This is a genomic window from Pseudomonas sp. NPDC079086, from assembly GCF_044542155.1.
In the GTDB taxonomy this organism is placed as follows: domain Bacteria; phylum Pseudomonadota; class Gammaproteobacteria; order Pseudomonadales; family Pseudomonadaceae; genus Aquipseudomonas.
Map to the genome: position 1 here is coordinate 419393 of NZ_JBITTY010000001.1, position 19199 is coordinate 438591.

General features: G+C 51.3%; 16 protein-coding genes and 2 pseudogenes. 7 read left to right on the top strand and 11 right to left on the bottom strand.

The genetic code is table 11. The features are described from left to right. Positions 1–60: 60 nt before the first annotated feature. The 3 genes from ACIGEK_RS02085 to glnK all read right to left on the bottom strand — a co-directional run bounded on the left by ACIGEK_RS02085 (position 61) and on the right by glnK (position 3079). Positions 61–1311, bottom strand: coding sequence for an ammonium transporter (locus ACIGEK_RS02085; RefSeq protein WP_397491724.1), 1251 nt, complete (start codon positions 1309–1311; stop codon positions 61–63). A gap of 79 nt (positions 1312–1390) precedes the next feature. Further along, entirely contained in the window at positions 1391–2704 is a 1314-nt protein-coding gene (locus ACIGEK_RS02090) for an ammonium transporter (protein WP_397491725.1), read from the bottom strand. 36 nt (positions 2705–2740) lie between these two features. After that, positions 2741–3079: a P-II family nitrogen regulator gene (gene glnK / locus ACIGEK_RS02095; RefSeq protein WP_021700071.1), complete on the bottom strand. Its 339-nt coding sequence runs from the start codon at positions 3077–3079 to the stop codon at positions 2741–2743. A 427-nt stretch (positions 3080–3506) separates the two neighbouring features. Here glnK and ACIGEK_RS02100 point away from each other — a divergent pair, with 427 nt between their 5' ends. The 5 genes and pseudogenes from ACIGEK_RS02100 (at position 3507) to ACIGEK_RS02120 (ending at position 9191) form a co-directional block, all read left to right on the top strand. Continuing rightward, positions 3507–3776 carry an accessory factor UbiK family protein gene (locus ACIGEK_RS02100; RefSeq protein WP_397491726.1) on the top strand — a complete coding sequence of 90 codons (270 nt, stop codon included), beginning with the start codon at positions 3507–3509 and terminating at the stop codon, positions 3774–3776. 39 nt (positions 3777–3815) lie between these two features. Further along, positions 3816–4778, top strand: a pseudogene (locus ACIGEK_RS02105) (YifB family Mg chelatase-like AAA ATPase); the annotation flags it as partial. A 44-nt stretch (positions 4779–4822) separates the two neighbouring features. After that, the gene (locus ACIGEK_RS02110) at positions 4823–6577 is read left to right on the top strand and encodes a recombinase family protein (protein ID WP_397491727.1); all 1755 of its coding nucleotides are present in this window, start codon (positions 4823–4825) and stop codon (positions 6575–6577) included. A 372-nt stretch (positions 6578–6949) separates the two neighbouring features. Next, positions 6950–7315 carry a plasmid mobilization protein gene (locus tag ACIGEK_RS02115; RefSeq protein WP_397491728.1) on the top strand — a complete coding sequence of 122 codons (366 nt, stop codon included), beginning with the start codon at positions 6950–6952 and terminating at the stop codon, positions 7313–7315. Between the two features lie 7 nt (positions 7316–7322). Then, positions 7323–9191: a relaxase/mobilization nuclease domain-containing protein gene (locus ACIGEK_RS02120; RefSeq protein ID WP_397491729.1), complete on the top strand. Its 1869-nt coding sequence runs from the start codon at positions 7323–7325 to the stop codon at positions 9189–9191. A 35-nt stretch (positions 9192–9226) separates the two neighbouring features. On the opposite strand, the gene ACIGEK_RS02125 is transcribed toward ACIGEK_RS02120, so the two are convergent. From ACIGEK_RS02125 to ACIGEK_RS02135, 3 genes are all read right to left on the bottom strand, one after another. Further along, complete coding sequence (locus ACIGEK_RS02125) at positions 9227–10102, bottom strand: replication initiation protein (protein WP_397491730.1); 876 nt, start codon at positions 10100–10102, stop codon at positions 9227–9229. 1196 nt (positions 10103–11298) lie between these two features. After that, positions 11299–11745 (bottom strand): hypothetical protein, encoded by a 447-nt coding sequence (locus ACIGEK_RS02130; protein ID WP_397491731.1) that lies wholly within the window; start codon positions 11743–11745, stop codon positions 11299–11301. A gap of 297 nt (positions 11746–12042) precedes the next feature. Further along, a complete protein-coding gene (locus ACIGEK_RS02135; RefSeq protein WP_397491732.1) occupies positions 12043–12525 on the bottom strand; it encodes a hypothetical protein in 483 nt (160 codons plus the stop codon). Between the two features lie 84 nt (positions 12526–12609). On the opposite strand from ACIGEK_RS02135, the pseudogene ACIGEK_RS02140 reads away from it, so the two are divergent. Beyond that, positions 12610–13161, top strand: a pseudogene (locus tag ACIGEK_RS02140) (ATP-binding protein); the annotation flags it as partial. Between the two features lie 54 nt (positions 13162–13215). Here ACIGEK_RS02140 and ACIGEK_RS02145 read toward each other — a convergent pair. After that, entirely contained in the window at positions 13216–14004 is a 789-nt protein-coding gene (locus ACIGEK_RS02145; protein WP_397491733.1) for a gamma-glutamyl-gamma-aminobutyrate hydrolase family protein, read from the bottom strand. Between the two features lie 340 nt (positions 14005–14344). Further along, on the bottom strand, positions 14345–15274 hold the full coding sequence (locus ACIGEK_RS02150) for a LysR substrate-binding domain-containing protein (RefSeq protein WP_397491734.1): 930 nt from the start codon (positions 15272–15274) through the stop codon (positions 14345–14347). Between the two features lie 138 nt (positions 15275–15412). Here ACIGEK_RS02150 and ACIGEK_RS02155 point away from each other — a divergent pair, with 138 nt between their 5' ends. Beyond that, the gene (locus ACIGEK_RS02155) at positions 15413–16810 is read left to right on the top strand and encodes a NorM family multidrug efflux MATE transporter (RefSeq protein WP_397491735.1); all 1398 of its coding nucleotides are present in this window, start codon (positions 15413–15415) and stop codon (positions 16808–16810) included. Here ACIGEK_RS02155 and ACIGEK_RS02160 read toward each other — a convergent pair. The 3 genes from ACIGEK_RS02160 to ACIGEK_RS02170 form a co-directional block, all read right to left on the bottom strand. Continuing rightward, on the bottom strand, positions 16791–17711 hold the full coding sequence (locus tag ACIGEK_RS02160; protein ID WP_397491736.1) for an SdiA-regulated domain-containing protein: 921 nt from the start codon (positions 17709–17711) through the stop codon (positions 16791–16793). The genes ACIGEK_RS02155 and ACIGEK_RS02160 overlap by 20 nt on opposite strands. A gap of 89 nt (positions 17712–17800) precedes the next feature. After that, complete coding sequence (locus tag ACIGEK_RS02165) at positions 17801–18148, bottom strand: YgiW/YdeI family stress tolerance OB fold protein (protein WP_397491737.1); 348 nt, start codon at positions 18146–18148, stop codon at positions 17801–17803. Between the two features lie 83 nt (positions 18149–18231). Next, positions 18232–19167, bottom strand: a complete 936-nt coding sequence (locus ACIGEK_RS02170; protein WP_397491738.1) for an SdiA-regulated domain-containing protein — start codon at positions 19165–19167, stop codon at positions 18232–18234. Positions 19168–19199 lie beyond the last annotated feature (32 nt).

A 19199-nucleotide genomic window follows, 5' to 3' on the forward strand; every position in this document is an offset into this window, starting at 1 on the left:
AATTGGCATTCAGAAAAAACAAAGGGCGCCATTAGGCGCCCTTGTTCGAAGCAGTGGGAATTAACGCTTGGTGAATTCCGGATAGGCTTCCATACCGCACTCAGCGATGTCCACGCCTTCGTATTCTTCTTCCTCACTGACACGCAGCCCCATCACCAGCTTGATGATGGACCAAACGATCAGGCTGGCAATGAATACCCAGGCAAAGATCGAACCGATACCCAACAGCTGAGCACCCAGGGTGGCATCGCTATTGGTCAGGCAGACCGCCAACAGACCCCAGATACCAACCACACCGTGAACAGAGATGGCGCCGACTGGATCGTCGAGTTTCAGCTTGTCCAGACCAAGGATCGAGAACACCACCAGCACGCCACCCACACCACCGATCAGGGTTGCTTGCAGGGCAGTTGGGGTCAGCGGTTCGGCAGTGATTGCCACCAGGCCAGCCAGGGCACCGTTGAGGGCCATGGTCAGGTCGGCCTTGCCGAACAGGATGCGTGCCACGATCAGCGCAGCGATCAAGCCACCGGCAGCAGCCATGTTGGTGTTAACAAACACGTTGGCCACGGCGTTGGCGTCTTCGATGGTGCTCATCTTCAGCTGCGAGCCACCGTTGAAGCCGAACCAGCCCATCCACAGGATGAAGGTACCCAGCGCTGCCATTGGCAGGTTGGCACCCGGAATGGCGTTGACCTGGCCATTCGGGCCGTACTTGCCTTTACGTGCGCCGAGCAGCAGTACGCCAGCCAGAGCAGCAGTTGCGCCAGCCATGTGCACTACACCGGAACCGGCGAAGTCGAGGAAGCCGGCTTCGTTGAGGAAGCCCGAACCCCATTTCCAGAAGCCCTGCACCGGATAGATGAAGCCGGTCATGACTACAGCGAATGCCAGGAAGGCAAACAGCTTCATGCGCTCAGCCACAGCACCGGAAACGATCGACATGCAGGTCGCAGCGAACACCACCTGGAAGAAGAAGTCCGAACGCGCCGAGTAATAAGGAGCATCGTCGCCGCCGGCCAGAACCGACTCAACGCTGTTCTCGTCACCGAGCAGGAAGCCGAAGCTTGGCAGGATGCCGCCTTCCGGACTGGAGTACATGATGTGGTAGCCGATCACCAGGTACATGATGCTTGCCACTGCGTACAGGGCGATGTTCTTGGTGAGGATTTCAGTGGTGTTCTTGGCTCGCACCAGACCGGATTCGAGCATGGCAAAACCCGCTGCCATCCACATTACCAGGGCGCCGCAAACCAAAAAGTAGAAGGTATCAAAACCGTACTGCAGTGCAGTCAATGCTGTGTTGTCCATGGTTCACCTCTTGCCGTTGCGCTTTTTAGCGCTATTCGGTTAAGACGTCCGGGGTTGGCTCCGGACGCGCTCCGTGTGCTTACAGGTTGTAGCCGCGCTCGTTATGCAGGGCGAGATCGAGACCGATGGTCTCTTCCTCTTCGCTGACACGCAGGCCCATTACTAGGTCGATCACTTTCAGAATCACGAAGGTCACCACCGCGGTGTACACCACTGTGAAGGCCACCCCCTCGAACTGGATCCACAACTGCGCCGGAATATCTTCCACCGTACCGAAGCCACCCAGCGCCGGCGCGGCAAACGCCCCGGTGAGAATGGCGCCGACAATGCCGCCCACGGCGTGTACGCCGAACACGTCGAGGGAATCGTCATAACCCAGCTTGCGTTTCAGGCTGGTGGCGCAGAAGAAGCAGATCACCCCACTTGCCAGACCAATCGCCAGAGCGCCCATCGGGCCAGCCGTACCGGACGCCGGAGTGATCGCCACCAGACCCGCCACAGCACCCGAGGCAATGCCCAGAACGCTTGGTTTGCGGTGAGTGATCCACTCGGCGAACATCCAACTCAGCGCCGCCGTGGCAGTGGCAATCTGGGTGACCAGCATGGCCATACCGGCGCTGCCGTTAGCGGCCAGCGCAGAGCCTGCGTTGAAGCCGAACCAGCCTACCCAGAGCATGCTTGCACCGATCAGGGTGTAACCGAGGTTGTGCGGCGGCATCGCAGTAGTAGGAAAGCCCTTACGCTTGCCCAGCACCAGACAGGCCACCAGACCGGCGATACCAGCGTTGATGTGCACCACGGTGCCGCCCGCGAAGTCGAGCACGCCCCAGTCCCACATCAGAGCACCATCGCCGCTCCAGACCATGTGCGCGATAGGCGCATAGACCAGGGTGAACCACACCGCCATGAAGATCAGCATGGCCGAGAACTTCATGCGCTCGGCAAAGGCACCGACAATCAGCGCGGGCGTGATGATGGCAAAGGTCATCTGGAAGGTGATGAAGACACTCTCCGGAATCCCAGCCACCAGGCTGTCTAGAGTCAAACCCGAAAGGAAGGCTTTGGAGAAACCACCGACGAAGGAGTTGAGGTTGAGTACCCCCTGCTCCATGCCAGTCGTGTCAAAGGCCATGCTATAGCCATAGACAACCCAAAGAATGCTGATCAACCCGGTAATCGCAAAACACTGCATCAGCAATGACAGCACGTTCTTCGAACGCACCATGCCAGCGTAGAAAAGCGCCAGACCGGGAATGGTCATAAACAGCACCAGTACAGTGGCGACTAACATCCAAGCGGTGTCGCCGCTGTTCAGGCTTGCCTCTTCGGCCATGGCATAGCCAGGAACGAGAGACAAAAGGGCTCCTAGCCCTGCGATTTTTCGCAGAGTCATGGTTTAACTCCTGGGGCGTGGGGTTCGTTCGGAGGCTTAAACTGCGTCGGTGCCGGTTTCGCCGGTACGGATGCGGATTGCCTGTTCCAGGTTTACAACGAAAATCTTGCCGTCACCGATCTTGCCGGTGTTAGCAGCCTTGGTGATGGCCTCGATCACGCGATCGAGTTGATCGTCAGCGATGGCCACGTCGATTTTCACTTTTGGCAAGAAATCGACCACGTATTCAGCGCCGCGGTACAGCTCGGTGTGGCCCTTCTGGCGACCAAAGCCTTTGACTTCAGTGACAGTGATGCCCTGCACGCCGATCTCCGACAGTGACTCACGGACGTCGTCCAGCTTGAACGGCTTGATGATGGCAGTGACTAGCTTCATGTAACTTTCTCCCGTGTAAGGTGGACTTGCCCCAGGAATTACGAACCCGGCTCAAGTCTAAGCGCAGTGCCTGGCTTTTGTAATGCATCGTGACCCTGTCTCAGCAGCACCGATGCTCACCAACCGCTCCCAACGAAGCACTTCCCCGCTTCGCCTGACGCACCGGAACTGCATCGGTGCATGCGTCGCAAGAGACAAAGCAGAAAGCTTGCCAGATCAGGAAAAACCGATTTATTTCATGCATTTACCCGGCAAACGGGCGTTTTAGCCTGGTAATAGCCAACAGCCAGCGCACAACAACGGTGCAACAGCGCGCCAGGCAGCGCGCGAAAACTGTGCAGACCGCGCCAGTCATGCGCCGGCCACACCCGGCAAGCCGGGCAAAGCTGCGTGCTACACTGCCGCCATCTGCAAACGGAACCTCACCATGCTGCCACCTAAAGCCCTGCTAGACGCCCTGACCACCCACGCCTCGCGCCTGCTCAACGGTGACGCACCCTTGCCGCGCGGTGAATTCGAAGCCCAGTTCAAGGTGCTACTGCAAAGCGCCTTCAGCAAACTCGACTTGGTCAGCCGCGACGAATTCGACAGCCAGATGGTCGTACTTGCTCGCACCCGTGCGCGCCTGGAAGCGCTCGAAGCCAAGGTCGCCGAGATGGAAGCACGCAGCGCAGACGCCCCAGCTACCAGCGAGTAACGCCCACCGCGGATGCATCAGCCGATCAAGGAGTGATCGATGTCCCTGGCCATAGTCCACAGCCGCGCCCAGGTGGGTGTTGAAGCCCCCGCCGTCACCGTCGAAGCCCACCTGGCCAACGGCTTACCCTCGCTGGCGCTGGTCGGTTTGCCAGAAACTGCGGTCAAGGAAAGCAAAGACCGCGTACGCAGCGCCATCCTCAACTGCGCCTTCGATTTTCCACCCAGGCGCATCACCCTCAATCTGGCACCTGCAGATTTACCCAAGGACGGCGGACGTTTCGACCTGGCCATTGCCCTCGGCATTCTCGCCGCCAGCGGCCAAGTGCCGGCCGGCGCACTGGAACACCTCGAGTGCCTGGGTGAGCTGGCGCTGTCCGGGACGATTCGTCCGGTACAGGGCGTATTGCCGGCAGCGCTGGCCGCCCGCGCCGCAGGACGCACCTTAGTGGTGCCCAAGGCCAATGCCGAGGAAGCCAGCCTAGCCTCCGGGCTGACAGTGATTGCCGTCGAGCACCTGCTGGAAGTCGCCGCCCACCTCAATGGTCAGACACCGATTGCGCCCTATCAGGCTCAGGGCTTGCTGCGCCACGTGCTGCCCTATCCGGATCTGGCCGAAGTGCAGGGGCAGATTGCCGCCAAGCGCGCGCTGCTGGTGGCGGCGGCCGGTTCGCACAATCTGCTGTTTACCGGCCCGCCCGGAACCGGCAAAACCCTGCTGGCCAGCCGCCTGCCGGGCTTGCTGCCACCACTGGATGAACAGGAAGCGCTGGAAGTAGCGGCGATTCATTCTGTCGCCAGCCACACACCGCTAAGCGCCTGGCCGCAACGACCTTTTAGAACGCCTCATCACAGCGCATCGGGCCCGGCGCTGGTCGGCGGTGGCAGTCGCCCGCAGCCTGGCGAAATAACCTTGGCTCACCACGGCGTGTTGTTCCTTGATGAGCTCCCCGAGTTTGATCGCAAAGTCCTGGAAGTCTTGCGTGAGCCCCTTGAGACCGGCGGGTGGTATTCTCACATTTTTCCAATCGACATAGGAAGCCCGGAATGCCTACTGCCTACGCTTATATCCGCTACTCGTCGAAGGCCCAAGGTGAAGCCGGTAGGGACTCCGTAGACCGTCAAATGGCTTCAATCCAAGCCATTACAATTCAGCAAGGTATTGAGTTACCGCCCGAGAATATCTACTCGGATACAGGCATATCTGCACACGATGGAAGCAACAAACGAAAAGGAAAACTAAAAGAACTCATTGATATGATTAGCGATATGCATATCAAAGAAGGCGATTATATATTCGTTGAAAGTATCGACCGACTTAGTCGACAAAGACTTCTCCAAGCAAAAGAATTAGTCAATGGCATACTTGAAAAAGGGGTTATTTTAATAACCACCATTGATGGTCAACGATATGAAAAACCAAACGAAACAAACCGAATTGATGACTTACAACAAGACATTCTTTTAAGTGTCATCGCAAAGCGAGCATACGAAGAAAGTAAGACAAAATCAGTTCGTAGAAAATCTGCATGGAATAGAGCCAAGAAGTTAGCCGAAGAAGAAAAGGTTATTTTTAACGCTCATAATCCACCATATGGCATTCGATATAATGCAGAGCTTAATTGCTTTGAAATCGAGGAAGAAGAAGCTCAGGAAATAAGGGATTTCTTTGAAAGCTTGAAATATGTTGGCGTGTCATTGTCAATTAAAAAGCTCAACACTTATACAAAACGAAAATGGTCAAGCAGAAACATAAAGCACCTGATGGACACAAAATATGTTTTAGGTGCGTATATGGCTCAAAGAAGAGACGAAAACAAAAAGAAAGTATTTGAGCGATACATTGAGAACTATTATCCGCAAATCGTTTCATATGAACTATTTAATGAAGCAATAGCGGCAATGAAAAACAGAGCACAAAGAAAAAACTATGGCAACCAAAGTGTTGGAAGCCTGAACATTTTTCGTCACAGCATCAAGTGTGATTGCTGTGAAGCATCAATGCTTTTTGAAAAACAAACGAACCCCAAGGGCGTCGTTTATCCGTATTTTCAATGCTACACACGCAAAGAATTAAAAAATGGATGTGACCAGCCACGTTTTCGGTTTGACTTAGCGTTCGGGTTATTTCTTGAACTTATATATCAATCAACAACAGATGAAGACTTCGACGTTCACCCGTGGCAAAGAGAAGACCCAAATCCTGAGCGTCAAGTGAAATGGATAACTCGTGAAAGCGGGATGAAGTATAGCCTTCCAACACAGGAAGGTGCTGATGAGGAAGAACGGAGCGAAAATTTCAGAGAGCTACTAATAAAACTACTTTCTAGCAGAGAAAACCAAACCAAAGACAACAAAAGAATTGTAGAGTTAAACAATTCTTTGCTTGAACAAAAAAGTTACAGGGATAACCTAATGAAATCTTTTGCCGGTTTCACCAGTGGAGTCATCCCGAAAGAATTCTTAGAGGTAGTTAGCAAAACCGAAGCAAATATCAACGTTATTGAACAAACGCTTGCAGAACTTCAAACACAAATAAACATCAAGAAAACCACTATAAACATTTACTCGGAAAACGAAATAATTGATTTATATAAAACCGAAGATGGCCGCTTAAAAATAAATCAATTTTTTGTTGCTAACGACATCACTTTCAAATTCAACTTCGACAAAGCCACAAGAACTTTGTTTGCTAAGATTTTCCAGAATGGTTTTGAAATTGACCGCATTGCGAAACAGTTTAGCCTACATAATCCACTGAAAGAGTTTGGCATCAATAATCTCAACGAATACTTTAATTGACGCCATCATAATCAAAGTAGGCTGCCTAATCAGGTGGCCTTTTTTATTCCTATACCTTTCCTATACCAGTCCTAGGCAGTCTCCTAGTTAGCTTCCTAGGCACGACATCAAGAACTATTATTCCTATACACTATTGAAATCTTTTAAACTTGAGTTAGCATAATAATATGAAGTCAAGAAAAAAGAAGGCGAGCAATGGGAATGTATAGGAAAAAACTTCGTTTTTATCCTACCGTTCAAAAGTCTTCGACATTTTTCACTTACTTCCCTACTCGATTTTCTGCACTTCGTTTGAAAATATAAAAGCAAAATCAGGTAGCTGCAATGCCTTCGGTCATTCCAGAAAAACACAAACCAACCACGAGGATAACTATGAGTAAGAAAAAAAGAAATGGTGAGCAATTCAATATTAGGATTTCAGCAGAAGCAAAAGAACAGATTGTAGAAAATGCGAAACGTCTAGATATTAGCCAAGCAAAGTATATTGAACAGCTAGCATTAAACGGCTGCAAGATTATAGAAATTAGGAATGATGAGTTTGTTCGATACATGGAACAGCAAGAAGCAAATTTGAGAATGCTTGGCAATAATTTAAATCAAATAGCTGCCGCAATAAACTCTGGAAAAGCCAATATGGCAAATGAGAATATATCGGTTTTCGAGAAAGCTAAAAAAGCATTTGATAAATATTATTTGGTGATTGAACAGAATACGCAAAAAATCGAACTAACAAAATAAGGACAATATGATAAGGAAGAAACTCAGCACGCAGAAAAGTAAAGGAGAGACACAGAACACACTCGGGTATGGTTTAAAAAAATCTATTCTCATAGATAGCAACAGACTTCAAACCGGAACGACGCAAGAGTTCATTGAGTTCTTAGCGAAGAAAATTGACAAATCTTGTAAAGGAAAACAGAAAAATACCAGCTTTCACGAAATGGTATCTTTTGACCCATCCGATAAAATCACACCCGAACAAGCCCTTGCCATAGCAAAAGAACTTTATTCAGATACTCACGGCTTAAACCGTGAGCACGCTTTTGCTGTTCATGCAGATACTAAACAAATCCACGTTCACTTTATTTGGGCACCCAGAGACTTCGATAATAAAATATATAATCAGGTTGATGATTATCTCTTCATAGAACAGAAGCTAACCGAACTCGAAAAGAAACACGGACTATTTCGAGTCACTAACAGAAAATCTTTGAACCCTGATTTAGAGACAAAAGCACCAGAGAGCTACAAGGAAAAGGCTCTTGAAATTAGAGGTATAAAATCCCACAAGAAAGTATTCAAAGAAGAAATTGAAACTGCTATTAAAGACGCACTCACAACAACTGCTTTCCTTGCCAACCTTCACAAGCAAGGCTTTGACATTATCCCAAATGGACAAAACGCCTATTCATTAGAGAAAGAAGGCCAAGTATTCAAGGCCAGTGAGTTAGGTATTCAACACTCGAAACTAAAAAACAAGCTTCAAGAGCAGCATCAATTCAGTGAGTTGATGGAGCATTATTCAAAGAAAGCTCCTAGATACAATGAGGAATTAAACCTTTCTACAAATGAAGATGTTGAGTTTCTTAAAAAGAATAAATACAAAACCGTCCTTGAAAAGAAATTTACACATCAAGAATCCGGCAACAATGTGGAGCACTTCTTTAAAAACTCTACCAGCCAGAAGGCTTTTGAATACCATAAAGACCCTTCAAAAGTTACATTTCAAGACTTATCAAGGGACAGTATAAAAGCTGGGCTTCAACGCCTAACAACTGACATGAAGAAGCCGGGGCCGTTATATGTTCATGGCCCAGACTACGCAAAAAAGAAAATGTGGATGGAGTTTAAAATGATGAACCTTGAAGACAAAGGCTTCACATTGTCAGGATATAAACCGACTCAACAAGACTTGAAAGAGCTTGAACAAAGAAAATCCGACTATGAATTACAAGCTCAAAAATGGAAGGCCAAGAAAGCCGTAGAAGAGCCTAAATCAGTTGAGCCTGTCATTGCTCCACCCGTCATACCTACACCTGTTCAAACCACACCAGAGAAGCCAGCAGAGCCTACAAAGCAGGTTGAACAAGAACAGGTTGCACCTACCAATGATGATTTGATTGATGACTTGATGAAAGCGTTTGAGCCATCCAACCCTATACCTGTCGCAGAAGCTCCTACGAAAGCCATAGAGACACCTAAACCAGATGAGCCTATCGCGAGTGACCTTTACACACCGATTGCCCCAGAGCCGCTTCCAGAGCCTGAAAATCACAAGATTGATGGCGACTATTCCACTTATGACACCAACGAACTATGTGATGAGATGGCAGATATAGTGAGCCGCATCGCAAGAAAACACTTTATTGGTAACAGCAGTAATGACATTGCAGGTCATAGAAAATGGGATGCAACACACCGCGACTATGTTCATTTAAAACCTGCCGTTGAACGAGCACAATACCATTTAAGGCAAGAACTATATAAGGTTCACGACGAGATAAAAGAGAGAAGTCCAAAGCTAGCCAACGACCTTGATAGCGAGTTTAAAAAATCAATGAAATACAACACAAGATTTAAGCCAGAGATACAAATCCACCCGGATAAAAAATAAAGCCCTATGGGCTTTTTTTGTATTACATAACTCAATTAAAAAGGAAGTTCTTCATCGCATAACGATAAGTCATCAGTGATGTTTATTTCTTTTTCTTTTGGCTCAGGCAGTGGCTTCTCTCTTCTTTTCTTAAATTCGACCTTATAGCCAGTTAGCTCTCTGCCTTCTTTTATTGGTTCCACAGCTTTCAAAAAATTAATGCTAATTAGTTCGTCGTGTGCCTTATTTATTCGTTCTATTACCTTACTTCTGTTGTGTGTTTCGACATTTAATCTCTTCATCAAATCAATAACGTTGAAATTCACTGTATCACTATATCTATTTGTCAAATAAAACATGTAGAGTGCTTTTGCATAATCCCCATTAATTTCTTTAAACTCATCAAACTTAAAATTGAATATCAAGTCGGTATCGTGTTTGTAGAAATTCTCAAACTCTCTATTAAATGTAATTACTGTATTTTCTCTATCATTTGCGTCTTCTATAACGTTATTCAATAAGTGGCATTTGTAAGTGGTTGAGCCATGTCTAAACTCAAGATAGAACTTCATCATGTTCTTCAAGGTTTTTCTTAATTTTTCTATGTAGACCTTTTTATTGCTTGGGTGAATTTTATGAAACCTCATGAACTTCTTCATATTTATAGTAAATGTTAGCTTGTCCGATTTCAATTTCATTTGCAGAATGTAATAGAAAACATCAAAATCAAAATCAACAGATAATGGAATAAAATCCATTTCAATATCTTCAAACGCGTAAAGTCTTTCAATTTTTAGTATTGTTCTTGGATTTTTTGAGTTCTTTACAGACTGAAATATAGGGAGGTGGAGGATTGACTTTGCAAAAGTCATATACCCATCTTGTGCAAAAATCTTTTTGTTGGTTTCAAACTGGTTAAATATTAGCTCCATTGGTGCTCCTTTTATTGTTTATATGAGAACATTAGAGCATGGATTTTTGATAAGTCAACAGAACTACGGGGGGTTTATTACTATAATGTTACATATGACGAGGGGTGTATTACTATAATGTTACATAGAACGAGGGGTGCGTCTGCATAGAACGAGGGGTATATCCACATAGAACGAGGGGTGTATCTGCATAGAACGGGGGGTATATGGGGTTAGGTTTTGGCTTAACGTCAATGAAAAACAGACCTCTTAAATACCTTTAAATACTACTAATTACTTTAAAATACCTTTATTGATTTCAAATCTCATTTTTTGAGTTCAGCAGAGCACGCCCCATCCGGGGCTAAAACCATCTGGGAAAGGCGAACGAAGTTCGCAGATTTGAGAAGCGAAGCGAAACAAATCATAAAACGCAGTTTTTCAGTGGTTTGCTGCCGGATGTCTAACACTTTGAAGATTGAAATCAAAATCAAAGTCCCTTGCCCTATCGGGTTGAACTGGGAATAAAGTCAAAAGCATCTGGTAGCTTCGCTTTAAGAAAAGCAGAGAAATGCTCTTAAAATACAAACTCACGTAAAAGACGTTTTTAGAGAGGGTAATCGTTTTCCGCTGCCCTAATATCAATCAACTGAAATAATGAGTTTTATGGTCGTTTTTATAAATTGTGTTTTATTTTCAAATCGAGTGGCAGGGTTTGAAAATTTTCATTCTTAGAGGTGGCCCACCCCCCACGTTTTTAGGTGAAATTAAACTGGGAGCGATTTTTAAGTATATCGATGATTTTTAATCTGGTGGTTAGTTGCAAAACTCAATTAAGAAAAAGTCAAACAAGGTTGACCCGTAAATCCGAATAAGGTCGGACTATAAATATATTTTCGATTTGCTATTGACAGATTTTTTTGCCGCATATAAGCCATTATTTGATGGTTAGAAAAATCAAATTATCAATAATTTGACATAAAGTTGTGAAAGAATTTTTAGATTTTTTTTGAAAAAAGTATTTTAATGCTCGCAGTGCGAAGATGAGATTTGTGGTTGTAAAACACTTGTTTTTGATTTAGCAAAAACTTCACTTTGAAAATCTATATGTGCTCAATTGTTATACTTGAACAAGTTCAAGCACAAAAATCGACCTTGCCGCCTGACTTGTGAACTATGCGAGACTTTCATAAACTCGCATAGCTCTTCGGTCTAAATTAGTAAGAGTTACAAATAGTTTGCGTCCCGATTTTATTGCAGTAAGTGGTTTTATTTTGTTGTTGCTGATTTTGCAGGTTCTGCCATGCTTGTGCTTCCTGTGCAGCCTGCTGATTTTGGGCGTCAACCTGATTTTTCGTCTGCACAATGTTCATCGCTAACATATTACAGTCGCCTTGCGATGGATTGACCGAATTACCTATCTGTTGTGCTCGGCTCATAAAGTAGTTCTGGTCAAATTGCCAAGTATTCAAATTTGCCATTGAATATTGTTGACCGCGAGCCCCAACGTCTGGCGGCATATAACCACTGTTGACACATTTCATGATACTAATCAACTGGGTAGCGAATGCAGTGTATTGATTATCTGCAAGCGGTGGTTTTTGAGTAGCACACCCGCTTAATAACAAGCCGGCAAGTACCGGCATTAACTTTAATGCTTTCATCTCTCACTCCCTGTTAGTTTTCTGCTCGGAGGGCGAACAAAAATACGCCATAAGGCCAGATATTAAAATAATTGGCCCCATTACGTAAGTCACCTGAACACCAATATAAGAAACTGTGCACCATATTAAAATATAAAGTGCCAATGCCCCTAAGCATACTGCTAATGATTTTTCATATATCCATTTTCTCATAAGCAGAACCTCCCTTCTTTGATGCCAAAACGATAGAATTTTTACATTAACGCAGGATAGAGGGGCCATAGCCAGCATCCCCAATATCTCTCAAAATGACCTTGCTTACCTATGCTTATGATTTGAACCGCTTTCAGCAATTAACATTCCAATGATACGAGCACCCCAAGTAATAACCAAAAGACCAACGACTATAAAGAACAAAGTCCACATGCCTTTGAAAGCACTGGCTAACAATGCAAATGGCACTACTGCTCCCCCAAGTAATACCATGCCAAGAATCGCCCAGAATCCACCCCATAGGAACCATGTAGTCAAAAGGCTAATGAGAAAGCTCAGGAGACCGAACACATATGAAAATATGTATATCGTTGTCCCAGTAAAAATTCTAAGACTTTTAAATATTGAAAGCGGCAAAAGGACAAACAAAATCAAGCCTATGCATATCCATCCTATTGATATTAACGGCGGGATTATTTGTTCGTAAGCTCTGGTTATACCTGCAAAAAATAAGAACGGTAAAGCCAGCAGTCCTAGAAAAACGGCGATCCCGAACGCAATGCTCCCAGCCTTTGATAGAAATCCCATACAACCTCCTGTTGGCAAAGTGCCATTCTCAGTCCAATCAGGAGCAAAAATCCATTGCTAAAAATTGTGTGGAATAACCCCCTACCATTCGAAAGCGGGCAGATCGTGATTGCCCGGGCCCGCGACAAGGTGCGCTTTCCCGCACGCTTTCAACTGGTGGCGGCAATGAATCCCTGCCCCTGCGGACACCTGGGCGACCCGTCCGGGCGCTGCCGCTGTTCCACCGAGCAGATCCAGCGCTACCGCGGTAAACTCTCCGGCCCGCTGCTCGACCGTATCGACTTGCACCTCAGTGTGCCGCGGGAAACCACCCGGCTTGACGCCAACGCCGAACCCGGCCCAAACAGCACTGAATTGGCCGCCCAAGTCGTACAGGCGCGCCAGCAGCAACTGGCTCGCCAGGGCTGCGCCAATGCCCATCTGGATCTTAACGGCGTGCAACAGCATTGCAGCCTGCAAGGCGAAGACCGCCAATGGCTGGAAAATGCCTGCGAACGCCTTGGCCTGAGCCTGCGTGCGGCGCACCGGGTATTAAAGGTGGCGCGCACCCTGGCCGATTTAGACAGCGCCGCACATATCAGCCGCAGCCATCTGGGTGAAGCCTTGCAGTACCGCCCCAGCATGAGCGGCGCCTGAATAACGCCCATAAAGAAGCCCCGCATGCGGGGCTTCTTTTATAGCCTAGGGCGCTTACTGATCGCGCTGCGCTGCACGTTCACGGCATGCATCGCCAAATGCCTTGAAGATTTTCACCGAGTGCGGGTTCTGCGCTGCCTGCCACTCTGGGTGCCATTGCACCGCCAAGGTGAACTGCTCGGCACCTGGCAGGTGAATCGCTTCGATCAAACCGTCTTCAGCATGAGCCAGGGCTTCGACACCCTCGCCCAGTTGATCAACTGCCTGACCGTGCAGCGAGTTGACCGGAAACTCGGCCTCGCCCATCAGCTCGGCAAACCAGCTGCCGGGCAGCGCACGCACGCTGTGGCTGTCGGCATATTGCACATCAACCGGCGCACTGCTGTCTTCACGGTGGTCATTCATGCCCGGGACTTCGTAAACCTTCTGGTGAATATTGCCGCCCAGGGCCACGTTGATTTCCTGCATGCCACGGCAGATCGCGAACAGCGGCAGACCACGGGCCAGTGCAGCGCGAATAAGCGGGATATCGAACAAATCACGGTCTTGATCCTGCCCCTTGCTCGGAGTCAGGTTTTCCTGGCCGTAGAGGGCCGGGTCGATGTTGCTGCCAGCACCCGTCAGGTACACGCCGTCGACCATCGACAGGTATTGATCAATATCGTCGGGGCCGCAGCAGCTAGGCGCCAGCAGTGGCACACAGCCAGACAATTCGACCAGAGGAGAAATGTATTTGTGGGTCATGACTTGATAGGCATGCCCTTTGCGCTCTTGAGCGCCCATGGACATCAGGACAACCGGTTTACGCGCGCCGGAGCGCTGTTTCGTATTGTTGTTGGACATACATCACCTTGGGGCAGCCCGGATTGGCTACCGTTGTTGTGCAGAAGGGCTGACGGCTGTCGCGCGCCTTCTGTTTTACGACTGATTGCGCCTGTCTAGATGCCCGCCGCAGCGGCATCAGATGCGCCAGAAACGCTCATCTGGCAGTCACAACCCGGAAGCCAGTCTGCCAAAGCCGTAAAATATGTCAAACAAATACGCTCACATTGTTAAGAAATCAGACCGCAAGCAGCAGGCGACTCAGGCCAACCAACGAAGTAAGTAATTGTTTTAACAGCATTAATCTGAGAAAGCCGGCAAACGATAGTCCAATATTTTTTACGCCTTATGCACGGCAGTGCTAGCGCGCCCGATTGCCTACCCGCTCGACCACAGGCAGCTGCATCGCTGCCACATCCGCCACCAGATAATCGCGCAAGCGGCGAAAACGCTCCTGGCCTCGACGCGCCTTGGGCCAGACCAGGTAGTAACTGCAACCACTGGGCACCGCGCAGGGCCAGGGCAGACCGAGCCGGCCTTGGGCGACATCCTCGGCAACCATCACCAGATCACCAATCGACACGCCATAGCCGCGCGCCGCCGCCACCATGCCCAGCTCCAGGGTATCGAACACTTGGCCGCCCTTGAGCGGCACCTGATCCGCCAGGCCCATAGCCTGCAGCCACTGCCGCCAGTCGCGGCGGTCTGGCGTGGGATGTAGCAGTTCGGCGGACTGCAGACGCGGCAGGTCCCAGGGTTGTTCGCCCAAGGCTTCAGGGGCGCAGACCGGAATCAGCCACTCGGCGAACAGCTCGGTGCTCTCCCATTCCTCCGGGAAGTCGCCCTGGCTGAGCAGCACCGCGCAGTCGAACGGCTCATGCAGAAAGTCCACCTTGTCCACATCCATCCAGGCGCTGGTCAGCTGCACTTCGCTGGCACTGCTCAGGCGATAGCGCGACAGGCGCGCCAGCAACCAGCGCATGGTTAGGGTCGACGGGGCCTTCAGGCGCAGCACCGTGTCGTCGACGCGCAGGGTATTGCAGGCGCGCTCCAGCGCCTCAAAACCATCGCGCAGCCCCGGCAGCAGCATGCGCGCGGTTTCGGTGAGCTGCAGGCTGCGGCCCCGGCGCTCGAACAGACGGCAAGCGAAGTGTTCTTCCAGGGTGCGCACATGCCGGCTGACCGCACTCTGGGTGATTGCGAGCTCTTCGCCGGCGCGGGTAAAGGAGCTGTGCCGCGCCGCCGCCTCGAAGGCACGCAGGGCATAAAGCGGCGGCAAACGCTGGCTCACTGCTGCAATCCATGAGTAATAGTCATGACTATCATCGCTTTTATCCTTTTGCGCTACTGCGGCTGGCTCATGAGAATAGGCGCATTCTCTGCCTGCACGGATCACCCGAGCAAGCCTTCTAACTGAGTAGAACTCATCATGCTGCATCCGCTTCGTGGCGAACTGCGCGCCATTCTGAAACTTGCCGGACCGCTGATTGCTGCACAACTGGCGCATGTGCTGATGGTGTTTACCGACACGGTAATGATGGGCCTGCTCGGCCCCGCAACTCTGGCGGCCGGAGGGCTGGGGGCGGCCAGTTATTCCTTTATCTCAATCTTCTGTGTCGGGGTGATTGCCTCGGTCGGCAACCTGGTGGCGATCCGTCATGGCGCGCAAGATGCCGCAGGGGTTACCCGACTGACGCAGAACGGCCTTTGGCTCGGCTGGGGCTTAGCGCTACTGGCCGGCCTGGCGCTGTGGAACCTGGGCCCGGCGCTGCTGTATTTCGGCCAGAAGCCGGAGAACGTCAGCGGCGGTATGCAGTTTCTCTCAACCCTGGTATTTGCCCTGCCCGGATACATGAGTTTTATGGCGCTGCGCGGTTTTACCAGCGCCATCGGCCGGCCAGGCCCGGTGATGGCTATCAGCATTGGCGGGGCACTGGCCAACTTCATCCTCAACTATGCCTTGATCAAGGGCTGGTTCGGCTTGCCGTCACTGGGCCTGGCCGGGATCGGCCTGGTGACTGCCGTGGTGATGAATATCATGGCACTGCTGCTGGCCTGGCATGTTCTGCACCACAGCGCCTACAGCCCTTATCCGTTGTGGCGCGGGCTGCTGAGGCCGGTGTGGGCCGAGCTGAAAGAACTGCTGCGCCTGGGCCTGCCGATTGGCGGCACCTATGCAGTGGAGTCCGGGCTGTTTGCCTTTGCCGCACTGTGCATGGGCGCGCTGGGCAGCACGCAGCTGGCGGCGCACCAGATCGCGATCATGTCGGTGTACGTGGCGTTTATGGTGCCGGTGGGGATTTCCTACGCAGTGACCTTCCGTATCGGCCAGCACTTTGGTGCCGGCCGCCTAATGCAAGCGCGCCAAGCCGGACGCCTGGGCCTGGGGCTGGGCGCGCTGTGCATGCTCGGGTTTGCCTGCCTGTTCTGGCTGGCGCCGCACTGGGTGGTTGGGCTGTTTCTCGACCACAGCGACAGCGCCTATACCGAGGTGGTGAGCCTGGCCGTGGCACTGCTGGCGATTGCTGCCTGGTTCGAGTTTTTCGATGGCATCCAGACCATCGCCATGGGTGCGATTCGCGGCCTCAAGGACGCCAAGACCACCTTCTGGGTCGGCCTGTGCTGCTACTGGGTGGTGGGCGCACCACTGGCCTGGGTGCTGGCATTCCCCCTGGGCTGGGGCGCCGAGGGTGTGTGGTGGGGGCTGGCCGGCGGCCTCGCCTGTGCAGCCATCGGCCTGACCCTGGGGTTTGAGTGGAAAACCGCGCGCCTGCTGCAGCCGACGATCGCTGCGTTCACGTCACGGCCTAGCCGCCTGGTTTCTTGAAGCGATAGAACAGATTGGGCTCGCTAACCAGATAGAGCACACCCTGGTTATCCATGGCGATGCCCTCGCCCTGGGGCACGCTGCGGGTCAGGCCATTGCGCCCACCCAGCAGTGACAGGCTGCTGATCGGCTTGCCCTCGACGTTCAACTCCAGCACCAGCCGCGACTCATCGGACAGCGCCAACAGATGCCCCGTACGTTCATCGAATTGCAGACTGGACAGATCACGCACAAACAAGCCGGCGTCGCGCTGCTGGTCATCCACCACGTGCACGGCGAAAGGGCGCTGCGGGTCACGTTGAGGGAAGCCGTGGATCTCGTAGATGCGCACCGGGTCGCGCTCCTTGGCGACAAACAGGCGCTGCCCAACCGAGTCGTAAGCCAACCCCTCAAAGCCTTTGTTGCCATTCAGGCCGATGCCTAACGACAGTTGCTGCGCCTGATCGGCATGTAACGCTGTGGTGCTGCCATCCACCCGCACCTTGATCAGGCGCTGCTGACGCTCATCGGTGATCACATACAGGCCCTGACTGATGTACTCGACCGCCTCGGCATCACCAAAACCATGCAGGTCGATACGCCGCAGCAACTCGCCATCCAGTGACAGCTCGATCAGCTGCGCCTTCTGATTGGTTACGGTAAACAGGCTGTTGCGGTCCGGGTCGTAAGTCAGCGCCGAAACATCATCACTGAGCCCTTCAATTACCTTGGCTTCGATATCCACCTGGTAATCCGATAACAGCATGGACGCCTGCTGACCTTTGCCCGGTTGTTGCCACTGCTGCACATTGAACCAGGCCCGCTCAAACAGACGGTACTCCTGCGCGAACAGCCCAAGCAGCAGTAACGCGAGTCCAACAAGGCTCAAAAACAGGCGCTTCAGGGTGAAGTGGTCTCGCATGGCAACTTACTCGCAAACAGTAACGGACGACGCAACGACCTCTGCCCGAAGCAAAGCTTCGGGCAGAGGTGGACACAGGTTGGGGCGGTTTACTTGACCAGTTCGAGGTACTCGACATCGATTTCGCGGCTGGTCAGGTCGCGGTCGACTTCACCGCTGATTTTGACCACAGCTGTTTCAGAAATGGCTTGGGCAGGCCAGTGTTCATCGTCGATCTCGACATTGATGGTGCCGCTGGCGTCCTTGAACTCATAGAGCTCATCCTGCAGACGCTTGACGATCTGCCCTTGCAACACCGCCGGGGTGTCATCGGCGGCATCCAGTGCAGCGGCCACCGTGGTGACCTGAGTCGCTGCGCCGGGGCCGGTGTAACCCGTGGCCATCGCGGCAGTGGAGAACAGTGGAGCCAGTAGCAGAGCCAAGGTGAAGCGTTTCATGGGATAACCTTCTAGTCAGTTGGTGATGGGGCCAGACTAGAGGGCGTAGCTGAAACCAGGCTTAATCCGCGCTTAAGCCAAGCTTAATCCGCATCAGCGGGCTGTTCAGCCACCGGTTCCTTGCGCAGGACGTAAAACAGGTTGGGCTCGCTGACGATATAGATATTGCCCGCGGCATCCATGGTGACCCCTTCAGCCTGAGCAATGCCACGAGTCAGGCCATTCATACCACCAGACAGGCTAATAAAGCTGACTGGCTCGCCCTGCTCGTCGACCTCCAAGAGCAGCCGCGATTCATCCGAGAGCACCAGGGCATGCCCGGTGCGGGCGTCGTAGGTCAGTGAGGAAATATCACGCAGAAACAGATGCCCGGAAGCAACTGGCTGCAAGGCCCCAGCGGCGCCGTCCTCTCCGGGAAACGGCAGGCTGAACAGCCCAAGCGGGCCACGCTCCTTGCCCAGCAGTACACGCTCGTTACGCGAATCCCAGGCGATACCCTCGAACCCCTTGTTGCCGGCATCGGCAAAACCCAGATCGAAAGACGCGAGATCGGCAAATTCCAGGCTGCGTGTCAGAGCGCCGAGCTTGAAGGTGGTCAGGGTGCGCTTGCGCTCATCGATGATCGCCAGACGCCCGTTAGAGAGCATCTCTACCCCTTCCGGGTTGGCAAAGCCATGCAGGTCGATACGCCGCATCACCTGACCATCCAGAGTCAGCTCGATCAACTGTGGGTGCTTACCGGTTACGGTAAAGAGCGTGTCGCTCTCGGGGCTGTAGGTCAGCCCGGACACCTCATCACCTTCCAGCCCTTGCAGCGGCTTGCCTTGCAGCACCGCTCGGTAACCCGGCAGCCAGATGCTCTGCTGTTGTGCGGCAACGCCCACCTGTTGCTGCTGCACCCAGAAGGACAGACGGTCATCCCAGTGGCGATAACTCATCACCAGCAGACCAATCACGAGCAGGAACAGCAGCAAGATCAGCAAGCGCAGACGCACCAGCCGAGCAATCCAGATCGACATCGCACACAACTCATAAGAACGATGGCAATCAG